Consider the following 20,386-nt stretch of genomic DNA (forward strand, 5'->3'; position numbering starts at 1 on the left):
CAACGCTTCCAACGCTTCCAACGCAAGGAGATCTTATGAGCACGTCCACCCTCACCGTTCCGGCTGCATCGTCTCGGCGCCGTTGTACCGCCGCCGCGGCCGTTGCCGTTGCCCTGGTCGCCGGGCTGTCCGTTGGCGCGGCACCCAGCGCCTTCGCGAGCGAATCCGACGACGTGATCAACGCCGCGCATCGCGGCGCGAGCGAATCGACGCCCGAGAACACCCTCGCCGCCTTCCGCGCCGGAACGGACCAGGGCGCCGATTTGATCGAGATGGACGTTCAACGCTCCGCTGACGGGGAACTCGTGGTCATTCACGACACGAACCTGGCCCGAACCACAAACGTGGAAGACCTCTTCCCCGACCGGGCACCGTGGAATGTGGGAGACTTCACCGCCGCAGAGATGCAAACCCTCGACGCCGGCTCGTGGAAGGGCGCCCAGTTCACCGGCGAAAAGCTACCGACCTTCGCCGAGGCGATCGAGGTCATTCGGAAGAGCGGCTCCGGCATGCTGCTCGAAATCAAGGCACCGCAGCTGTACACGGGGATCGAAGCCGAGGTATCCGCTGCACTGCGCGAGTCCCGCGGCTACGTGCAGTCCGCGGTGGGCCAGGACAAGCTCGTGGTGCAGTCGTTCAACTTCGACTCCATGAAAACCTTCACCGAGCTCGAACCGACCGTTCCGGTGGGCCTCCTCGGCACACCGACCATTGATCAGCTCCCGGAACTCGCCACCTGGGCCGACCAAATCAACCCGTTCCACGCGTCGATTGACGCGGCCTACGTAACCGAAGTTCACCGCCTCGGCATGGACGTGCTCGTGTGGACGGTCAACACCGAAGCAGACATGGTCCGAGCCATCAACCTGGGCGTCGACGGCGTGATCACCAACCGCCCCGACGTGCTCAACGCCCTGCTCGAAGACTCACCCGAGCGCTAGCAGGCCAGCTGTACCCGGCTATTGCGGCCGTGATGCGGTGCGCATGGAACGGTGGTGGACATAAATTATGCACCATCCGCGGGCAGCTCAAGGTTGCCCGGGCATGAATCTTTCGTACACCTCCCAAATGGGGGCCATACCACCCAGACAGACGCCGCTGCCGTGCATCGAGATGCACGGCAGCGGCGTCTGTCTTTTGACGTGGAAACGTCCGAGAAGGCGGGGGAGGTGCCACCGTCATCGTCGCCCACGTCGATTCTCTCAAATACGGTCGCGGGTTCAGCATGTCTCGTACTGCCGTGTTGACTGACGACAATGGGTGGGCTCAGACTTGCGAATCCCTACCCGCAACCACCGTCATGGGCAGAATCACACCACATCGAAAATTGGACTGATCAGGAACTTTCCAATATTGGTCAAGCGATTCTGCTGCGCCCTGCATCATCTGTTGTTCCAGGGGTCAGCTCACGAAACGGAATAAATACCACGGTAAGAGGTGAATCCGTGAATGACGCGGCCAGCTCAGGCACCCACGTCATGACCTCCAGAATGACTTCCGGCAGATCCACGCGCGGAAGCATCGCCGTGCTCCGAGTACGCAGGTCGGCCAGCGATGGTGGTTCCTCGAGCGCCTTCAAGCCGGTCAGGTGGATCTTCCTGTCGTCGTCGATGCGGACATCGTCGTTGACGATGAGGCGGCCACCGACCTCCCTGTAGGCGCCATCCAGCGTCCGGGCGTGACCGGCTAACAGCACGTCCGGGTCCTCGGACAGACTCAAGGTGGTCAGCACGTCAGTACGGGTCGCCTCCCACCTTGCACCCTCGAGTAGCTGCGCTTGAGGGGGTCAGCTCACGAAACGGAATAAATGACACGCTAAGAGTTTCCGGGCCTGTGCGAGGGGCGGAGTTTTCCGGCTTTGGGTTGGCGGGGGTGTTCCAGGTGTAGTCGCCGGTGAGGTTGATGTGTTCCCAGCCGAGTGGTGAGAGGTGATCGAGCAGCGGGTCGTCGGCGGGATGTTTTGTCGTGGTGATGGTGTGCTCGAGGTAGACGGTGTTCCAGAGGGTGATCGCTGCGGTGAGTAGGTTCAGCCCGGACGCGCGGTGGCGTTGGTTGTCGTAGGAGCGGTCGCGGAGTTCACCGAGCCGGTTGAAGAACACCGCACGGGCGAGCGCATTTCTTGCTTCCCCTTTGTTCAAGCCGGTTTGCACGCGTCGGCGAAGCTCGGGGTTCTGCATCCAGTCGAGAGCGAAGAGGGTGCGTTCGAGTCGGCCGAGTTCCCGAAGGGCTGTTGCTAGACCGTTCTGCCGTGGGTAGCTGCCCAGGCACGGAAGCGAACTACGATGACCGGCCAGACAGATAAAAAATGGAATGAGATGGCCCCGCGGAGCGGTCCACCCGGGGGTTGCACCTGGCCTCACTATCGGTTCTTATTAGGTGACTTACTGCCTACCGCGCTAATGTCTTTTTGGGTGTCTGCTTGATACACTTATTCCATGACAAATCTGGCAATGCGCCCCCTGGGGCGATCGGTGCACAAGGCATCGGTGGAGCTGGCGCCGACGGCGATCGTGGCGCGCCTGCAGGAAGTTCTCGGGCGCGATGTAGTGGCAATCATCACGGGCAAGACTCCCAGGCAGGTCTCCAGGTGGGTCGCAGGTGAGGCCAAGCCTCCTCTGCAGGAGCAACGGCTATTGCGCGACACATTCCAAGTTGTCGAACTCCTCGCGGAGGTCGACCCGGATGAGGTCGTGCGGGCCTGGTTCATCGGAATGAACCCTCAACTGGAGGACGCGGCGCCGGCAGAGTTGATCGCCGAGGGCCGAGTCCGTGATGTGATGGCTGCCGCGCGCGCGTTCGTCAATGCCGGTTGAACTTGCCCTGGTCTTCGCCCCATCCCCGCTGTGGCGGGTTGAACGCACGAACCCGGCTCTTCACTTCTCCCTGCTCAACCCCGTCGATGTGATGAATGACCGTGCCGGGAACCGGTTCGATATCCCCGGCGCTGGCGTTCTCTACGGTGCGACAAAAGCCGACGGCGGCTTCGCCGAGACATTGGCCGGTTTCCGCCCACGCGCGTCAATGGTCCAAGCATTCTCCCATCTCACGCCGGAACCGGGCCGGATACTCCCCGGACACGTCCCGACAGCCTGGCTCACCACACGACGGCTACGGACCTTCAACGTGACGGGATCGCTCCCTTTCGTCGACCTCGAATCGCCAGCCACCCACGCCTACCTCACCAAGCAGGCCGCACCGGTTCTCCTGCACCAGGGGTTGGAAAACCTTGATGTCGCTGCCGTACGCGGTCCGAACCGGCTCCTGACACGCGCAATCGCGAGCTGGCTCTATTCACGTACCGACGAACACGGACGCCCGCTCTACGCTGGGATCCGCTACGTGTCCCGGCTCGGTGACTTCGAATGCTGGGCAATCTTTGACGGCACACCCGTTGAGCTTCGCTCCTCAGCCCCGCTGGACCCGACGGATCCAGCACTCAAGAATGTGATCGACCTCTTCGGCATAGCGATCCCATAGGTCTCGACCATTTTGCGATGTAACCGCACGCCATCAGGTCGAAGATCACCTCGACGTGACCGCTGCCCGGTAGCGATCGTCACGCGCTGCGTCGCGTGGGCAAACTGCTCCGAGCGTCTTGTGCGACCTCAATCAAGTCGGTGATCGCCTCGGCGTCGCCTCCGAACTCGATTAGCGCCAACCACCGTTCCAACACTGGTCAGACCCCGAACTGGCCAGACCCCGAGTTTTATGCGACCGAGAGCTGCCAGCGATTCTCCGGGTTGAGCACCCCTTCATCAACAAACTCGCGCGCTTGGTGATGGTCAGCCCGACCATCCGGTGAGCGCGGGTAACGGGGCCAGATGCGTTCACCGGACGTGCCCGCCTCAAACAGTGGCCGACTCGACACGTGGGGCCGGCGCGAACGCTGCCTAGGGGTACTGGTCATCGTGGCATATTCGGCTTGCCACCACGCCCACACCACACGCTCCGCCCCATACCTCTCACGCCGAGCCTCCAACATCCCCTCAACACCCAGAACCCTAGCCGCCATAGTACGCAAGTCCCGGCACGATCGAGCCCAGCCCTCCGAATCTTTGATGATGAGTCGGTGTCGGCGAAGTCGACTCAGAATCGTGGCCGTGTAGCGGGAGGACACCCCCAGGAGCCGGGCAGCAGAATCGATCGTCAGGGACGCGTGCTCACGGAGAAGAGTGTAGATCCGGCCAGCGAGGTGACCCAACCCCTGACGGGTAAAGAGATCGTGAAGCTGATCGGTCAGTTGGTTCTCGATCGTGCGCACCAGTGCAGCCCGAAGCGTAAAGAGTTCGGGAGGGGGGCGGGGGTTATTGAATGGTTGTGACCGGACTGTGTCAGGGGCTGTGGAAAACTTTCCGATGAGCTCCCATTCGGCGGCATTTCCGCCGTCAGCACTGCGGACCTGCTGGATGAATCCGGCCTTGGTGAGGGCGTGGAGGGCGCTAGCGGCGGTCGTCCGGCCCAGGCCCGCCATCAGGGCCAGGTCGCGGATGGAGGCCGCTACAGTGTGCTTCCCGGTCTGCAAGGTGAGGTAGGCCAACGCGATCAGGATGGTGCGCTGGGAAATGGCCGCCTCGGTGCGTCCCCACCGGCCGGCATTGACGCGGAGGCGCATCAGGAGGTCGTCGACGTCGGTGACGATCGCGTAAAGCTCGGTGAGGTCGCGGGGTTCCTGTGCGGCGGGAAGCGGGCGTTGGAGCGCCGCGTACTGCTGCGCCTTCGCCCACTGACGAGACAACCGATCGTGGGCCTCACCCGCGCTGCGGGGCCGGCGGGTTCCGCGCCCCGTGTTCTTCGTGCGGAAGTGTTCCATCCCCGGGGCCGTCTTCGCCGCGTGCAGGGCGTCACCGAGCGTCCATCCGGCGCTGGCCGCCGTCAAGAGGCACATGAAGCCCGTCCAGGACGGGTTGCTGCCACCGTCGATGGTAGCCATGTGGCCTTCCCCCGTCTTGCTGAGGGCCCGGTGAGTGTGGTGTAAGCCATCGACCGGGCCCGAGGGCCGCGTGTCAACATGTCGGAGAGCAGGTTTACGCTCTCCGAGCACCACGGCAAGCCGTTCCAGTTCTCCAGGCGTCGTTGTCAGCGCCGCGAGTGCGTCCACGTGACCACGGAGCACGGTTGAGGTGCTGCCGTCCCGGTGCGGGGCTCCGGGTGGACGAGCGGCGCCCTCGGCCGGGTTCAGCAGCATGCCGTGGTCGAGGGTGTCGTACGTCGCGTGCGCCTCCCTCGCGACCGCGGCGACAATCGCCGGGGAAGCCCCACCCGCAATGCCAATCCACACATGTCGCCCGCCACCCGCCGACGACTGACAGACCACGTGGACGATCGAGAGCTCATCCAGAACGGCGGAGAGGGCGTCACAGTCGTCGACGGCGTTCTCCACGGCGTCGGGAGTCTTTGCGTCAAAGTCGAAGCAGAGCAACCGGAATTGATGCGCGGCATCGGCCAGACGGATACACCACGGCGTCGTGGGTGCGTCCGGCCCGACACGGAACAAACGAGGGTATTGGTTGATGTGCAACTGACCATCAGCCTCGCGCACCATGACACGAACCTGATCGCGCGGACTAATGCGGCGCGTCAAATCCCAGGCCGTCCACCGGTCGGAAGACACGCCCAACGAAGTTCCCATCACGAAAACATCGTCAAAACGGTATACATCGGTTACTATGGGGTCATCTCCTTCGATTTATCTCTTGGGGGCGCAAAAGAACCTCCCGTGAGGGCTGGTGATTTTGATTAGCTCGAACCTCGTTGCCTGGAAGCTTGAGAGGGTTTGAGCTACGAAACTTGGATAAGCCCGTCGCGGAAGCGGCGGGCTCTTTCGTTTAAGCGACCTTGTTGATGGGCAGCTCCTCGTTGATGGGCTGTGGGGGCATCGGCGCGTGCTCGGGCATGCCGAGCTCGCGGGCGAGAATTGCGGCGATGTAGTCGCCGTAAGTCATGCCGAGCTCTTCGGCGTTGTGTCGAATAGCGTCACCAACTGGACGTGCAGGCTTGGTCATGAACGCGTCGCGATCACCCTTGCTAGGTCGTCCTCGGTTTATCCGTGCCATGTGTCCAGTAAAGCGCATGGTTTCGTTAAAGGAAACGACATCTGTTTCGGCGTGTCGGACGTTATTCATCATGGCCTCGCTGATTGCTGGTTTCGCGGAGTCGTTGGCGCAGCTGGGTCTTGTGAATGATCCAGCGGATTCCGACGTGGTAGGCGGGTATCTCGCCCGTTTGTAGCCACCGGTAGATAGTGGGCTTCGTCTTGTCGAAGAGGACCATGAGGTCGCGGAAGCTCAGTTCGTCGCCATACGTGGCGAGCACGTCGACGGGGGCCGGAGGGCCGTCAGGTGCCTGGTTGCTGGTGGAGGCGAGCCACGCACGAACTTCAGCTTTGAAGATGATCCAGGAGCCGACGACCTGATGGGCCGGAATGATCCCGCTTTGAAGTCGGGCAAACACGGCGGGTTTTCCGACTCGGAGGATCTTTGCCACGTCGGCGGTGGTTAAAGTTTCTGGGTAGGTGTCCCAGTATTCATCGTCCATCATGGGCGGTGTCTTTTCGTAGAAAATCCGGTTCGGATATGCGGTAAACGGTCAACGGGTCGGGTCGCGCTGGTGTCGGGGATATCAGCGTCGATATCTGAACCGCTTATGGCATTATTCCAGTAGGTCACCCCCGCTTCTATGCTCGAGAGCCTGCGCGCCTGTTTCGGGGTCATGAATCCTGCCTCTGACACGAACCTGCCGGACACAATTCCACGCCGAACAGCGTGAAGTATTCCTCCGGATTCACAAACCCCGCCGACGCCGGCGGGCCGCCGAGATCCTCACCAGCTGGGAGGGTGTTCACGGCGTCATTCGTACTGCCCACCGTGTTGATCCGAAGGTCCAGATGGCATCCGGTGGAGGGTCCCTCGTTGCCGACGAGCGCGATCGGTTGGCCCGGCATGACCGCGTCACCGACCTGCACCGACACATCGGAAAGCTTCATGTGGAGGTAGGAGACGGTGTAACCGTCGGGTGATTTGATCGAGACCTGGTATCCCTCAATGAGAGTGACGGTTCCGCTGGTTATGGCGTAGATCGGGTCGCCGCACGGGTTGGGGTAGTTCTGCAGGTCGGAAGCGGGATGCCAGCTGCTGGCCCCTGGAACGGGGCTGCGACGGGGGCCGTAGTCATCGGTCATGTTGAAACCGGGACTGAGCGGCATCGCGATAGTGCCGCTGGTGCACCCACCGCCAGTGGCTCCGTCGCCAGCCAGTGCGGTGACAATTTGGTCGGCAGCGTCGAAAAAAATTTCGTAATGGTACGGGTCGGCATTGCCTTGCACCTTGTGAATGGCGAGGGTGGGCGCAAGGCTTTGCCAGTCGGCAACGCCGACGAGACGGTCGAAAAACGCCGTCGCTGCGTGAGCGGGGTCCAAAACTTCATCGCGAGTTCCCCATGAGCCTAGGCACCACTGCTGCTGGAACAAGCCCAGTGAGCACGTGGGCGTGCCGTCAGGGTTGGTGACACCCTTCAGGTCATCGCCAAAACCGACATTCAGGAGTGAGCTTTCCCCCATTGCAGTCATCACCCCGACGACTTGGGCGGTGCGATCCAGGGCCAGAGTGCTTGCCGCGTTCATGATGTATGCGGCGTTTTTCAGCTGCTCGCCGGAGTAACCGGCGATCGGGTCGGTGGGCACAGTGTCAGGGTTCACCGTCCCTGCCGCATTGGTACAGGCAGCGGTCGCGGCCGTGCCGGAGAACACAAGGATGATCAGGAGGAAGAACGTTCCGATGAGAGCGACGGGCGCGCCAATGAGAATCAGCGCGCTTTTCCCCTTTTCGGCAGCCATCGTTATCCCTGCGCTGGTCGGATTCGATCCGCGAGCCAGGGCATGGACGGCCCGGTGCGGCTCAAGCTGACGTTGTACAGGCCCACGTCGGTGGGGACTTGGACGATCAGGGCGACGTCGGTGGAGCCTTCCACGATGGTGCCGGCCCCGGTCACCTGCTGAACGGGCACCTGCGCGGGGTCAGTGCCCTCATACGCGGCGGCGCCAGTCTGGGTGAGCAGGGGATACAGGTTGTTCATCCACGTGCTGGCGTCAAGTGTGGGCTGCCCGAATGTGGTCATGACTGTCTCAGCTGCGGCGATCGCATCAGACTGGCTACTCGTTTCCGCTTCGGGAATAGGCAGCACGCTCGCCTCATCAGTAGGTTCGTCGGGCGCAGCTGTCCCCGCCGCCGTCGTCGGCAGCGGACTGCTGGCGCTTGTTGTCGGAGCCGGCGTACCTAGTACCGTCGGGCCGTCCACGCACCCCGTGAGGACGAGCGCCGCAGCGAAGGGCACGACGGCAAGGCGGGAGCATCTCACAGTCCATCCGCCACGGCTGCGGTCACCTGGAGCCAGGCTTCACGGGTCGCCGGCGCGAGAGCGTCGTAGCTGAGCGTCCCCCCGTCGACCAAGGCAGGGTCGTGGGGCACGTCGAGGACAGTCCGGGTGAGGGAGGCGAAATGGCCGTGCAACCGCCGGTTCAGCTGGGGGTCGGCCACCTTCGAGGGCGATGCCAGGACTGTGACGGCGTTGCGTACCTTCTGCTCGTGGCCCTTCTCGTAGAGTCCGTCGACAAGCCATGCGGCGCTGGCTGCGGTGTCCTCCCGGATGGTGGAGACGATGACGAGCTGGTCGGCCGCGTCGAGCGCGGCTTCCCAGTTGGATGCGCGCATGTTGTTGCCCGTGTCAATGACAATGACCCGGTAGAACCGGCTGAGGGTGGTGTGCAGCTCGTTGAACGCCTGACCATCGATGGTTGATGATGCCGCGGCGTCCTCGTCGGAGGCGAGCACGTCGAACTGGGTTGAGCCTTGTGCGCGGACGTAGTTGTCGAGGTCGCCCACCCTGGCGCTTCGGAGGTCGTTGAAACGCTCGAGGTCGCGCAGCAGATCGACCGCCGTATTGCTGTGACGGGCGGGTTGTGCCCGCCATCCGAGCGTTCCACGCGTTTCGTTGTTGTCCCAGGCAAGCGTGTATCCACCGCGGTAGGTGCCGAACGTCGCCGCGAGCAGGAGCGTCGCAGTGGTTTTGTGGGCGCCACCCTTAGGGTTAATAACGACGACTGTTCGGGGCCCACGAAGGCTTTGCTGGACGCGATCAATGGCGCTACGGTGCGTGAGCTCCGGCTCACCAGGAGCGACCGAGACAAGACCGCCAGTGAGCCTGCGCACTGTGCCCTGCCAGCCCATCGTTGCCGGCCCGACCAGCGCGGCTGGCCTGGATTGCAGAAAATCGTTCAGTGTCAAGCGGGCCGCTGGGTCCTCTGAACGCTGAGCAACGTTCTCTGATCGCTGAGCCGGGTTGAGGCCAGGCTTGCGGACCGAGGCCGGTTGGTCGGCGGTGGGGGTCGCTGTGACTAGCGCTGCCGAAGAATCGAGGTCAGATAGTGCTTCCACGTGGCCGTCGGGGTAGACAGCGAGCTGTTGTTCCCCGAGTTGGTCACGGGTGTTCAGACGAACGGGGCGGCCCATGTCGTTGGCTGTTGCCGTGACCAGTGTCAGGATTTCCGCTCGCACGCTCTGTTCATCCGCACCGGACAGAGACTGCATCACACCGTTGATCGCGACCGTACCCGTCGCGTCTGCAGCGACTGTGGCCTCAATTCTGGGGAAGGTGGGGACGGTCTCGATCATGACGTGGGGCCTCTCTCGTCGTTCGGGGAGCTGAGTGCGGAGTCTTCGTTGTGATGAAAGATCAGGTAGATGCGCAGCTGATCGCGGGCAATTCGCCAGCTCTTGCCGATCTTCACGCCCGGCAGCCTGGTAGCCGAATCGGTGCTGGTGAGCAAACAGCGAACGTTGCGGGGCTCCAAATTCAGGACCCGAGAGACGTCGGCCACGCTCAGCATGTCGCCGTATCGGCCCAGCATCGAGTCGGGCCACGCCACCAGCGCTGTTGTCTCGTCCACTCTCCGAGCGTAACCGACCAAGAGATAAATAAGTGCGTAAAGGTATATTTACGTATCATTTAGGTAATATGAATACAGGACGTCGGCAACCCTGAACACGGGGTAGAACTGGAGTCTATGTGAATGACAAAGAATGGGTTGAACCAAGACCAAAGAATGGGTATGAACCAAGACTGGGTATGAACCAAGACAGAGGGGGACTCCGTATGAGCACGAGCGCGAACCGGTGGCTCGTCGGCTCTGACCAGTCAGAAAACCCTGAATTCTCCACGCCCCTCGCCAGGCAACGGGAACCACGCCACGGCGCAACCATGCCCCAAGCTGGCGTGCCGGTCCCCGGCGCAGCTGACCGGCTACCCCGGCGCGAAGCCGTATGGCCGGCAACGATCTGGTGGCTCGGCGTCCATGGCGGCGCGGGAGAATCCACCCTCGCCGCTTTCACCCCCGGCACCCGACCTTGTGACCATGCATGGCCAATTCCGACGACACCTGGAACAACGCATCGCGTCGTATTGGTGGCACGGACCAACTACGCCGGCCTGATCGCGGCGCAGCGCGCCGCGACGGAATGGGCATCAAACGTGTTGGGCGAGGGCGTCCAGCTCGCCGGCCTGGTCCTTATCGCCGACGCTCCTGGCCGCCGACCCAAAGAGTTGCGCCACCTTGAACAAGTCATCGTCGGTGGCGTCCCCCGTGTGTGGAATCTGCCTTGGGTCGATGCATGGCGACTCGGCCCCCCGGACGCGACAGCTCCACTACCCAAAGAATTTCGTTCCCTCTTCACCGATCTCGCCCTCGCACCTTCGAGCGTTCCCGCTCACAACTGAAAGGCCCGACAATGACCGTCTCCCTCGCCGCCGCACACGTGCTCACCACCGCCGGTCAACTGCTCACCGCGCTTCCTGACCCAGAACCACTCGCCCCACCCGGATTTGAAGCCGTCAGCACGATCCTTGCGTGGGCAAAGTGGGTCGGTTTGATCGCGGCGATTCTGTCCCTGATCGCCGTCGCCGTGATGTTCATGTTCAATTCCCGACGCGGCGAAGGCGGCGAGCACGTAAAGACGTTCGTCAGCATCTTGGTTGGCGTCATGATCATCGGCGCAGCAACGGCATTGGTCGGATTCATCTCCGGCTCTTAGCTATCCCATCTATCGCGCGAAGGAGCCAACGCATGACCAACACCGAACAGAGAAGCCCGTTCTCACGACCGGGCTTTATCGCCGCCGCCATCGTTGTTGGGATCATCGTCCTCGCCGCGATCATCGTCCTCGTGACGTCTCTCACCCGCGGCTCGGACGATAACGACGCGCAGCCGACAGAAGACCCATCAACGTCGTCGACGCCCGGTGCGGAGGCTTCCGACGAAAGCGTGTGCGGCCTATCGGGGTTGGAGACAGAGAGTGCACTGACGGCGGCACCAACCAACGAATGGGAACTCGTTGGCTCCGTCGCCGCACCGACCGATCCGGAGGGTTCAGGACCGGGGGCCACCTCGGATCAATTTCGAACGTGCTTTGCGCATACAGCGGAGGGTGCCCTCTTCGCAGCAGTGAATTCGGTAGCCGCTAGTACCGACTCACGAAACTCATCTCGCATGTGGGAATTGTTGGCTGATGGACCGGCCAAAGACACGGTCAAAGCCGCGGGTGAACAACCAACATCGACAGGCAACACGCGCCTTCAAGTTGCTGGCTTCAAAGTAAACAACTACTCAGCCGACGAGGCGACCATCGACGTTGCCTACACGATTACCTCAGAGGGCGGAGCCCTCGTGAGCTATCCAGCAGTCCTCCGTTGGGAAGCTGGCGATTGGAAGGTCGTCGTCACGGAAACCGGGGCACCCATCGCGCCCGGCCCTCTGTCCAACCTTGGCGGCTATATTCCTTGGTCCGGTGTCTAACGTGGCTGCAACAGAAACTGATTGCTCAAACCCGGCCTTCGCCATTCTCAATGCCGCTGAATGCGCGCGGCAGGGCATTGGTGATGTCGTCGCGAATGCGTCGAACGATGCAGTTCAGGAGTTAGCCAACAGCGTTCTAGAAGGTTTCGGGAAGGCTCTGGCGAGCATTGGGACGATGTGGGTCGCCGTGCCGACCCCGGTCCTCACCGCCGGAGACGGTACGACTCGACTTCCTACGAATAACCCCGGCTCGGATGAGTTCGCGACAATCCTCGGATACGTGACCTTCATCGGTCTCACCCTCGCAGTTCTGTCGATTATCGCCCTGGGCGCGATGATCGCTCTTCGGAGCCGACGCGGTGAGGGGTTTCGTCATGTGGGCACCCTCGGAGTGATCTTCATAGCGATCTTGCTCATCTCCGGTGCGTCCGCGCTCGTGGGTGGGCTCTTGGGTGCGGTCGCTCCCGAGGGGTCGTCATCGACAGTCGGGTTCTTGCAGAACTCGCTCTGGTACTACGTCGGCGGCCTCGCGGTCCTCTCCGTGATCATCGGCGGGATTCGAATGGCGTGGGAACAGCGTGCACAGCCGGGAAAGGAACTGCTTCAGTCGCTCATTACGCTCGTCGTGGTGTCGGGAGCTGGGCTTGCAATCATCACTCTCGCCGTCACTGCCGCGGATGCGTTCTCTATTTGGATTCTCAACGGAGCTACGGACTGTGATGTGTCCGCTGCCGGGGAGTCCAATTGCTTTGGGACCAATGTTGCGGCGATGGTCGCGATTACAGCCAGCTCTCCGATCGGGCTGATCGGGGTCCTCATCCTGGGCTCGATAGCTCTCCTGATGACCTATGTCCAGGTTGCACTCATGGTCGTGCGCGGCGGGCTGCTGGTCATCCTGGCCGGGGTATTGCCGCTGACGGCGAGCTTTACGAACACTCAAATGGGAAAGCAATGGTTCGGGAAGGTGATCGGGTGGACGATTGCCTTCATTCTGTACAAGCCCGCTGCGGCACTCATCTATGCCGCTGCGTTCAGCCTCACCGGCACGGACGCGTTCAAGGACGATGGCGGAGGTATCTGGACGATTCTCACCGGACTTGCCCTGATGCTCATGGCCTTGATCGCACTGCCAGCTCTACTCAAGTTTGTGGCTCCGATGACGGGCGCTGTCGCGGGAGGTGGAGCCGCGGGCATGGCGATGGCCGGTGCCGCTGGCGCAATCGGCGGGGACCTGGCTAGCGGTGCGATTAAACGAATGGGCAGTTCCTCCTCGACGCCGACAGGCGGTGGAGGCAGCGGAAGTGGCGGAGGTGAGGCGCCGACCGGTTCAAGCGCCCCCGGTGGCGGCAAGCCATCGCCGTCAACCCCGACGCCCTCTGGCGCAGGGGGAAGCTCTGCAGCTGGTGCTGGTGCTGGAGCAGGAGCAGCGGGCGGTGCCGCTGCAGCTGGTGGTGGGGCTGCAGCTGGTGGCGCGGCCGCCGCCGGGCCCGCCGCACCCATTGTGATGGGCGCAAAGATGGCGGGCGACGCGGCCAAGGGCGCTGCAGTCGCTGCCAAGAGTGCCGTGCAGTCTGCGGCCGATGACTCAACCGGACCTAGCGGTTCCTAAGCAGGAGGTTCTCGATGACAATGCAAAGCGCACCGCGCAGCTACGGCAACTGGACGAAACCAAAGACCGCTGGCCTTCTGGGCTTGGGCTCAATCGGCACGGCGGTTCTATTCGTTGGTGCCGGTTTCAGCGTCATCGTGACGATGGCCTCGAACATTCTGAACGGCGTCGTCACAGCGCTCGTTTTCGGAGTTTTTCTGCTGACGGTCGCGCTCAAAGACAAGCACGGTCAAAGCCTGCTGATGCGGGCCACAACGAGGGTCGGGTGGATGGTAACCAAGAGCACGGGGACGCACATTTACCGGTCGGGGCCGCTGGGCCGGGCAGAGTGGGGCACAGCGCAACTGCCGGGCCTGGCCGCAGGCTCAAAACTGACAGAGTGGCACGATAGCTACAATCGTCCGTTTGCCTTGTTGCAGATCCCGACTACGTCGGACTACACCGTCGTCATCGAGACGGAGCCCGACGGCGCAGCACTCGTCGACCGCGAACAGGTCGACGTGTGGGTTGCCGAGTGGGGCATGTGGCTCGCCAGCCTCGGCGACGAACCCGGCATCGAAGCCGTATCCGTGACGATTGAAACGGCTCCCGACACGGGCACGCGGCTCCGCCGCGAAGTGAACAGCCGGATTGATCCAGACGCCCCAGAATTTGCCACGAGCATCCTGCACGACCTGGTGCGGCAGTACCCGGCCGGTTCCGCGACCATCAAGGCCTATGTCGCCATCACCTTCAACGCCGCGGCCCGCGTTGGGGGGAAGAAGCGCACCCCCGATGAAATGGGCCGCGAGCTGGCCTCGCGCCTGCCCGGCCTCACGCAAAGCCTGTCCTCGACGGGCGCGGGGGCAACGCGCCCGCTGAGCGCCCAAGAGCTCTGTGAAGTGGTCCGCGTCGCTTACGACCCGGCTGCAGCTCGCCTCATCGACGACGCGAACGCAGCCGGTGAGCCGCCGGAACTCTACTGGCCAGAGGTCGGGCCCACAGCCCACCAGTCAAACTGGGACACCTACCGGCACGATTCGGCCCTGTCGGTGACGTGGATGATGAGCGGCGCCCCGCGCGGCAACGTCCCCTCGAGCATTCTGGCGCGACTGTTGGCGCCGCACCGCGACGTCGCACGGAAGCGTGTCACGCTGCTCTACCGGCCGATCGATGCGGCCAAGGCCGCGGCAATCGTCGAGGCAGACGTGCGCGCCTCGACGTTCAATGTGCAGTCCTCGAACAAGCCCACGGCGCGGAGCATGATCGCGACACGAGCGGCTCTGGCCACGGCGCAAGAGGAAGCCTCTGGCGCTGGCCTGGTCAATTTCGGGATGCTCGTCACCGCTACGGTGATCGACGCCGCCCACGAGGCCGACGCGAAGGCCGCGATCGACAACCTCTCCGCGACGGCCCGGCTGCGGCTCCGCATCGTGCACGGTTCTCAGGATTCCGCGTTCGCGGCCGCACTTCCGCTCGGCCTGGTCCTGCCCAAGCATTTGCGCATTCCATCTGAGATTAGGGAGCAGCTGTAATGCCCGCCATTGATTCCAACCGTCGCAAGGTATCGAAGCCGCGCGAGCTGGCCAGACCGAAGCAGACGAAAGCCGACAAGGAGAAGAAGCCCGCTATCCGTCGCCCCGGCCCTCGGGGCTGGCTGGGGCGCGGGCGCGGTGAGGCCAGCGTCATCCAGCCGGCAGATGAGTGGCGCGGAACGACCGTGCAAGTGTGCGGCATGCACCCCTTCTCGGTCGGAACAGGAACCCCGATGGTCGGCGTACCGATCGGCCTCCAACTCTTCACCGGCGCGACCGTGTGCGCCGACCCAATTTCCTGGTTTCAGGACGCCGGCCTCATCTCGAACCCCTCGGTATTCGTGCTCGGCTTGCCGGGCCTCGGCAAATCAACACTCATCCGGCGAATGGCGGCCGGCGGCGCAGGATTCGGAAACCTGCCGCTGGTGCTGGGCGATCTGAAGCCCGACTACGTTGACATGATCCGCGCTCTCGGCGGGCAAGTCATCACCCTCGGCCGCGGCCGCGGGCACCTAAACATCCTCGATCCCGGCGAAGCAACCGCGGCCGCCGAACGGCTACGCCTCGCCGGCAAAGAGAAGGAGCGCCAGATGGTGCTCGCGGACGCTCACGGCCGCCGGCAAACAATGGTGTCGGCCCTGCTCACGATCCTCCGCAAAGACCCACCCTCCGCTCGCGAGGAATCCATCATCGACCGGGCCCTCACCGTGCTCGACGAGCGCAATGAGGGCGTTCCGGTGCTCGGCGACTTACTGCGCGTGATTCAGGAAGCACCCGCGGAAGTGCGCGCGGTAGCCCTGGACCGTGGCGACCTTGAGCGGTACAAAAAGATCACGGAAGAACTGGAAGCCTCACTCATCAGTCTCACCTCCGGTGGACGTTTGGGCGAGACATTCGCCCACCCGACCGACGTTCCCATGATGAGGGACCGCCCTGTTGTCTACGACGTGTCCTCGATCGATGACTCCGACACCGACATGCAGGCCGCAATTCTGCTCGCCTGCTGGTCGGCGGGCTTTGGCACCGTGAACATCGCCAACGCCCTCGCTGACGCCGGTCTCGAACCACGCCGCCACTACCTGGTCGTGCTCGACGAGCTCTGGCGGGCCCTTCGCGCTGGAGCGGGCATGGTCGACCGTGTCGACGCCCTCACCCGGTTGAACCGTCAACGCGGCGTGGGCCTCGCCATGATTTCGCACACGATGAGCGACCTCCTCTCCCTGCCCAATGAGTCCGACCGGATGAAAGCACGCGGATTCGTGGAACGGTCCGGCATGGTGATCGCCGGTGGTCTACCGGGCGCGGAAATGCCCATGCTCACCAGCGCCGTTCCGCTCTCGCGCGCCGAACAGGAACTACTCACGTCCTGGCAAGATCCAGGCACGTGGGATACCGGGTTGGGGCGCGAATCCGACCCTCCCGGCCGGGGCAAGTTCCTCATCAAGGTCGGCGGCCACCCGGGCATCCCCGTCAAGGTCGAACTGATCGAATCAGAACGCGCGATCAACGACACCAACAAACTCTGGCATCCCGCTGCCTCGTTCCCGGAACCCGACGAGTCGAACCCGATCATTGGACGGGACAACGCCGAGGACGCCGGGCACGAGTTCGACGGCGAAGCCGAAGGTACTGCGACCGAAGAGGAAAGTGCAGCGTGAGCGCATCGAACAGGCGAAACCAAAACGGCCTCGACGGTCAGACGATCATGCTGATCGTCTGCCTCACGCTCGTGGCCGTGGCCCTCGGCACCGTGTGGGTAGCCGTCACGTGGGGCTCACACATGGACGGGATAAACCCCGACCTGACCGGTGACCCGTTCGGACTGTTTTTCGGCGTACTGCAAGGCTCCGTAATCTGGCCAGCATCCGGGACGTGGATTCTCGCAGCCACTCTCGTCATGGTCCTCGCCCTGGGCGTCCTCATCGCCGTCTCGATCTCGCGTGCCCGGCGGCGCCGAAGCAACGTCGACGGAGCTGCAACCTACATGGGCAAGGGGCGCGATCTTCGCGCTCTCTCGGCCACGGGCGCGAAGGCAACCGCACACCGACTCGGCGTCACCGACTGGCTCGGCGTCCCCATCGGCATCACCGTTGCCGGCCGGCAGAAACTCTACGGATCCCCCGAAGATATGCACGTAGACATCTGGGGCCCCCGCACCGGAAAATCCACCAGCCGCGCAATCCCAGCGATCCTGTCTGCTCCTGGCGCAGTCCTCACGACGTCGAACAAACGTGACGTGCTCGACGCTACGCGAGACGTGCGCGAAGCCGCGGGCGGCAGCACGTGGGCGTTCGACCCGCAGCGCATCGCTCTCGAGGAACCAACCTGGTGGTGGAACCCACTCAGTTATGTCACCGACGACGTTAAGGCCGCGAAACTGGCCGAACACTTCGCTTCCGGCTCCCGGGCCGGCGACGCACGCGCCGACCCATATTTCGACAACGCCGGCCAAGATCTCCTGGCCGGTTTCCTCCTGGCCGCAGCCCTCGCCGAACTGCCCATCACGAAGGTATTCACCTGGACGACCATGCCCGGCGAAGAAACTCCCGTGGACATTCTTCGCGCACACGGCTACGACCAAATGGCCGACGCCGTCGCTGGGCAAGTCAACGGTGAAAGCCGACGCCGCGACAGCGTCTATGGGACAGCTGCACAGATGGCTTCGTGCCTGAAGGTGCGCTCGATCGCCCAATGGGTCACACCCCTGGGCGACAACCTGGCCGGGGATTCCCGGCCGCAATTCGACCCAAACGCGTTCGTGCGCAGCCACGACACGCTCTACAGCCTGTCCAAGGAAGGCAAGGGCACCGCGGGCCCGTTAGTCACCGCTCTCACCGCCGCGACCGTCGAAGCCGCCGAAGAGCTAGCCACGACACAAACCGGCGGACGCCTGGCCACTCCGCTGCTCGGCGTACTCGACGAAGCCGCGAACGTGTGCCGCTGGCACGGACTTCCCGACCTGTATTCGCACTACGGATCGCGCGGAATCGTCTTGATGACCATTCTGCAGTCGTGGTCACAGGGCGTCGAAGTGTGGGGCCGCGACGGGATGCGTAAGCTCTGGTCAGCCTCCAACATCGCCGTCTACGGCGGCGGCGTCAAAGAACCAGAATTCCTGGGCGAGCTCTCACAGATGGTCGGCGACTACGACAAACACACGACCTCGACGAGCGTCGGCCGCGGTAACCGATCGACGTCTCACCAAGTGCAGCGGGAACGCACCCTGGACGTGGCGGATCTCGGGGCTCTGCCCCGAGGCCGCGCCGTGGTGTTCGCCTCCGGTGCCCCCGCGACGCTGATTGAAACGGTGCCCTGGATGCGTGGACCGCACGCAGATGCCGTGAAGGCATCGATCGCGGCGCACGACCCCGCCAACCGTTCAGCGTCAACGACCACCCCGGCTGCGTCGAGCACGACGGTGCCGGTGCCGGCGCTGAGCACGGGCACGCGGTTGGATGCCGCGCCGGACCGGAAGGATGAACTGTGAGCGACCTCGATGAGTACCGCGACGATGAAGAAACAACGGAAGCAGAAGAAGTCCAGCCCGAGCTCTTCCATGCCTCAGTTGATGAATTCGTGCGCGACCGGCTCGTCCACCTGTACAAACGGAAAGTCGGACCTCAGAACGACGGCCGATACCGGTGGGCCGCCGACTGGTGGGCCTACCCAGAGGCCGTCAGCCGGCTCGAGTCGCTATGGCGCGCCTGGGAACACCTACGCCAAGACGGCGCAACAGGCATGAGCACCTGGTGGCGCGACCACGCCGACCACCACATGCCAATCCTGCTCGACCCAGAAGGCCCCTTCAACAAATCAACGGACCGCAACAACCACGGCGACCCGTTGCCCTACGTTGCTCCGCCAGAAGGGTTTTTCCCCGACATGAGAAAAGCGTGACCACCGGGGTTAATCGTCCCTGATGCAAAAGTGAACAGTAAACGCCCCGGTAGGGGACGCTATCGCCGCGGTTCTTGAGCAATTCGGGCGCAGGGATCAATCTGCCGTTCATGAATGAATTATTGATTGGCTACGCACGCGTATCCACAAACGAACAAGACCTGACCGCTCAACAGAACGCCCTTGAACGGCTCGGAGTCAGGCCAGCCCTGATCTACACAGATCACGGCCTGACCGGCACCAACCGTGCACGCCCCGGCCTTCGAGAGGCTCTCGCCGCGTGCCGCAGCGGTGACACGTTGGTCGTTGCCAAGCTCGACCGGCTGGCGCGTTCCCTCCGAGACGCCAAAGACATCATCGACGAGCTCACCGCCAAGGATGTGAAACTCAGCATCGGAGGATCTGTTCACGATCCCAACGATCCTGTCGGGCGGCTCCTCTTCAATGTGCTCGCAATGGTTGCCGAGTTCGAGTCAGATCTGATCAGAGCCCGAACCCGTGAAGGCATGCAGGTAGCGAAAGCGAAAGGGCGACTGCGCGGAAAACAACCCAAGCTCTCGAACGCACAGCAACGGCACCTGATGGAAATTCACGACGCGGGAACGCACTCAACCGCCGAAATCGCCGAACTCTTCAACGTCGCCCGCTCGACGGTCTACCGAACCGTCCAACGACAACTGACACCAAAACGCTGAACGCAACCATCGACGTACCCGTTACACCGAGATCAGAACCTGCCACGGGGACCTCCACCGCGGCATCCTGCTGTGTCTTTTGGGGAACGGCTAACGGGACGTCCACACCGGAAGTGGACCTCCCCGTAATTCGACTGTCGGCGGTACCCGGTACGGTAACGGCAACTAGCTATATTGGAGGACATTGTGGACCACTCTCATCCGAACGACATTTTCATCAAAGCCGGTGGAGTCGAGGTCGAAAAGCCGCCTCTCGTCATCGACGGAGACAACACTCTGAGCGGAACACATAATGGATCCGTGTGCGTGCACGACGGGACGCTCATTATCTTGCGAGGCGCCACCCACAACGGATCGCTGACTGTGCAACCATCCGCGCACGTGACCATCCACGGCGTGCACAACGGGTCGTTGACAATCGGTTCCTCCGCGACGAGCGAAGTCCTCGGGGCACAGAACGGGAGCGTGCACGTCGACGTCAATGGCGCTCTTCGAGTGGCGATCGGCGGCCGCCTCGCCGGATCCTTGACAGTCGCCGGTCGAATCGAGAACGCCGGCGTACGAGGCGGCACTGTCACCAAGATTGGTGGAGAAGTCATCGACCTCCCTGGGTCGACGATTAAGGAAGCGCGGCGCAGCGCAGAGGGAGCGAACGTCATTAGTTGGTAGGTCAGCGCCGCAACGTGTTCTCGAATCGTCACTGACGGCGAAACACCGCTTGTAGCGGCGAGTGGGGCGTCCAGTTAGCCGAACCCCCTACGGGACAGGGACGCGACCCCGTCTCTTAGCGATGCTGTTCTGCGGCCCCACGGTTAGTGGTCCGCGACGA

General features: G+C 63.0%; 21 protein-coding genes and 1 pseudogene. 13 read left to right on the plus strand and 9 right to left on the minus strand.

Annotated features, from left to right (window positions below; genetic code table 11):
- Positions 1-35: 35 nt before the first annotated feature.
- Positions 36-941 carry a glycerophosphodiester phosphodiesterase gene (locus BMW72_RS16895; RefSeq protein ID WP_092112647.1) on the plus strand — a complete coding sequence of 302 codons (906 nt, stop codon included), beginning with the start codon at positions 36-38 and terminating at the stop codon, positions 939-941.
- A 416-nt stretch (positions 942-1,357) separates the two neighbouring features.
- Here BMW72_RS16895 and BMW72_RS16900 read toward each other — a convergent pair whose 3' ends face one another.
- Together BMW72_RS16900 and BMW72_RS16905 are read right to left on the minus strand one after the other, a co-directional pair.
- Positions 1,358-1,732: a hypothetical protein gene (locus BMW72_RS16900; RefSeq protein WP_092112649.1), complete on the minus strand. Its 375-nt coding sequence runs from the start codon at positions 1,730-1,732 to the stop codon at positions 1,358-1,360.
- 83 nt (positions 1,733-1,815) lie between these two features.
- Positions 1,816-2,264, minus strand: a pseudogene (locus BMW72_RS16905) (Tn3 family transposase); the annotation flags it as partial.
- Positions 2,265-2,435: 171 nt separating this feature from the next.
- On the opposite strand from BMW72_RS16905, the gene BMW72_RS18890 reads away from it, so the two are divergent.
- Together BMW72_RS18890 and BMW72_RS16915 are read left to right on the plus strand one after the other, a co-directional pair.
- Positions 2,436-2,813, plus strand: a complete 378-nt coding sequence (locus tag BMW72_RS18890) for a hypothetical protein (RefSeq protein ID WP_166787712.1) — start codon at positions 2,436-2,438, stop codon at positions 2,811-2,813.
- Positions 2,803-3,477 carry an RES family NAD+ phosphorylase gene (locus BMW72_RS16915; protein ID WP_092112652.1) on the plus strand — a complete coding sequence of 225 codons (675 nt, stop codon included), beginning with the start codon at positions 2,803-2,805 and terminating at the stop codon, positions 3,475-3,477. The genes BMW72_RS18890 and BMW72_RS16915 overlap by 11 nt, the downstream gene beginning before the upstream one ends.
- A 229-nt stretch (positions 3,478-3,706) precedes the next feature.
- On the opposite strand, the gene BMW72_RS16920 is transcribed toward BMW72_RS16915, so the two are convergent.
- The 7 genes from BMW72_RS16920 to BMW72_RS16945 all read right to left on the minus strand — a co-directional run bounded on the left by BMW72_RS16920 (position 3,707) and on the right by BMW72_RS16945 (position 9,940).
- Positions 3,707-5,542 carry a hypothetical protein gene (locus BMW72_RS16920; RefSeq protein WP_241983880.1) on the minus strand — a complete coding sequence of 612 codons (1,836 nt, stop codon included), beginning with the start codon at positions 5,540-5,542 and terminating at the stop codon, positions 3,707-3,709.
- 283 nt (positions 5,543-5,825) lie between these two features.
- Positions 5,826-6,002, minus strand: a complete 177-nt coding sequence (locus tag BMW72_RS18895) for a hypothetical protein (RefSeq protein ID WP_166787711.1) — start codon at positions 6,000-6,002, stop codon at positions 5,826-5,828.
- A 112-nt stretch (positions 6,003-6,114) separates the two neighbouring features.
- Positions 6,115-6,537: a helix-turn-helix domain-containing protein gene (locus BMW72_RS16925; protein WP_092112656.1), complete on the minus strand. Its 423-nt coding sequence runs from the start codon at positions 6,535-6,537 to the stop codon at positions 6,115-6,117.
- Positions 6,538-6,706: 169 nt separating this feature from the next.
- Positions 6,707-7,831 carry a M23 family metallopeptidase gene (locus BMW72_RS16930; protein ID WP_092112658.1) on the minus strand — a complete coding sequence of 375 codons (1,125 nt, stop codon included), beginning with the start codon at positions 7,829-7,831 and terminating at the stop codon, positions 6,707-6,709.
- 2 nt (positions 7,832-7,833) lie between these two features.
- Positions 7,834-8,112 (minus strand): hypothetical protein, encoded by a 279-nt coding sequence (locus tag BMW72_RS18515; protein ID WP_134450348.1) that lies wholly within the window; start codon positions 8,110-8,112, stop codon positions 7,834-7,836.
- Between the two features lie 236 nt (positions 8,113-8,348).
- Complete coding sequence (locus tag BMW72_RS16940; protein ID WP_092112660.1) at positions 8,349-9,665, minus strand: MinD/ParA family ATP-binding protein; 1,317 nt, start codon at positions 9,663-9,665, stop codon at positions 8,349-8,351.
- Positions 9,662-9,940: a helix-turn-helix domain-containing protein gene (locus BMW72_RS16945; protein ID WP_092112662.1), complete on the minus strand. Its 279-nt coding sequence runs from the start codon at positions 9,938-9,940 to the stop codon at positions 9,662-9,664. The genes BMW72_RS16940 and BMW72_RS16945 overlap by 4 nt, the downstream gene beginning before the upstream one ends.
- A gap of 311 nt (positions 9,941-10,251) precedes the next feature.
- Between BMW72_RS16945 and BMW72_RS19625 the strand changes: the two genes are divergently transcribed.
- The 10 genes from BMW72_RS19625 to BMW72_RS17000 all read left to right on the plus strand — a co-directional run bounded on the left by BMW72_RS19625 (position 10,252) and on the right by BMW72_RS17000 (position 20,226).
- Entirely contained in the window at positions 10,252-10,767 is a 516-nt protein-coding gene (locus BMW72_RS19625) for a DUF6668 family protein (RefSeq protein WP_341864744.1), read from the plus strand.
- 11 nt (positions 10,768-10,778) lie between these two features.
- A complete protein-coding gene (locus tag BMW72_RS16955; protein ID WP_092112665.1) occupies positions 10,779-11,081 on the plus strand; it encodes a hypothetical protein in 303 nt (100 codons plus the stop codon).
- Positions 11,082-11,113: 32 nt separating this feature from the next.
- Positions 11,114-11,842 (plus strand): DUF8175 domain-containg protein, encoded by a 729-nt coding sequence (locus BMW72_RS16960; RefSeq protein ID WP_092112667.1) that lies wholly within the window; start codon positions 11,114-11,116, stop codon positions 11,840-11,842.
- 76 nt (positions 11,843-11,918) lie between these two features.
- Positions 11,919-13,451 carry a TrbL/VirB6 family protein gene (locus BMW72_RS18900; RefSeq protein ID WP_198416333.1) on the plus strand — a complete coding sequence of 511 codons (1,533 nt, stop codon included), beginning with the start codon at positions 11,919-11,921 and terminating at the stop codon, positions 13,449-13,451.
- 14 nt (positions 13,452-13,465) lie between these two features.
- Complete coding sequence (locus BMW72_RS16975) at positions 13,466-14,965, plus strand: SCO6880 family protein (RefSeq protein ID WP_198416328.1); 1,500 nt, start codon at positions 13,466-13,468, stop codon at positions 14,963-14,965.
- Positions 14,965-16,623: an ATP/GTP-binding protein gene (locus tag BMW72_RS16980; RefSeq protein ID WP_241983879.1), complete on the plus strand. Its 1,659-nt coding sequence runs from the start codon at positions 14,965-14,967 to the stop codon at positions 16,621-16,623. Before BMW72_RS16975 ends, BMW72_RS16980 begins: the two co-directional genes overlap by 1 nt.
- Complete coding sequence (locus tag BMW72_RS16985; protein WP_241983878.1) at positions 16,620-18,452, plus strand: type IV secretory system conjugative DNA transfer family protein; 1,833 nt, start codon at positions 16,620-16,622, stop codon at positions 18,450-18,452. The genes BMW72_RS16980 and BMW72_RS16985 overlap by 4 nt, the downstream gene beginning before the upstream one ends.
- Entirely contained in the window at positions 18,449-18,862 is a 414-nt protein-coding gene (locus tag BMW72_RS16990) for a DUF4913 domain-containing protein (protein WP_092112671.1), read from the plus strand. The genes BMW72_RS16985 and BMW72_RS16990 overlap by 4 nt, the downstream gene beginning before the upstream one ends.
- Positions 18,863-18,972: 110 nt before the next feature.
- On the plus strand, positions 18,973-19,557 hold the full coding sequence (locus BMW72_RS16995; RefSeq protein WP_092112673.1) for a recombinase family protein: 585 nt from the start codon (positions 18,973-18,975) through the stop codon (positions 19,555-19,557).
- Between the two features lie 186 nt (positions 19,558-19,743).
- Positions 19,744-20,226 (plus strand): hypothetical protein, encoded by a 483-nt coding sequence (locus tag BMW72_RS17000; protein WP_092112674.1) that lies wholly within the window; start codon positions 19,744-19,746, stop codon positions 20,224-20,226.
- The last annotated feature ends 160 nt before the right edge of the window (positions 20,227-20,386 follow it).

The sequence above is a fragment of the Cryobacterium luteum genome, assembly GCF_900110125.1.
Lineage (GTDB): Bacteria > Actinomycetota > Actinomycetes > Actinomycetales > Microbacteriaceae > Cryobacterium > Cryobacterium luteum.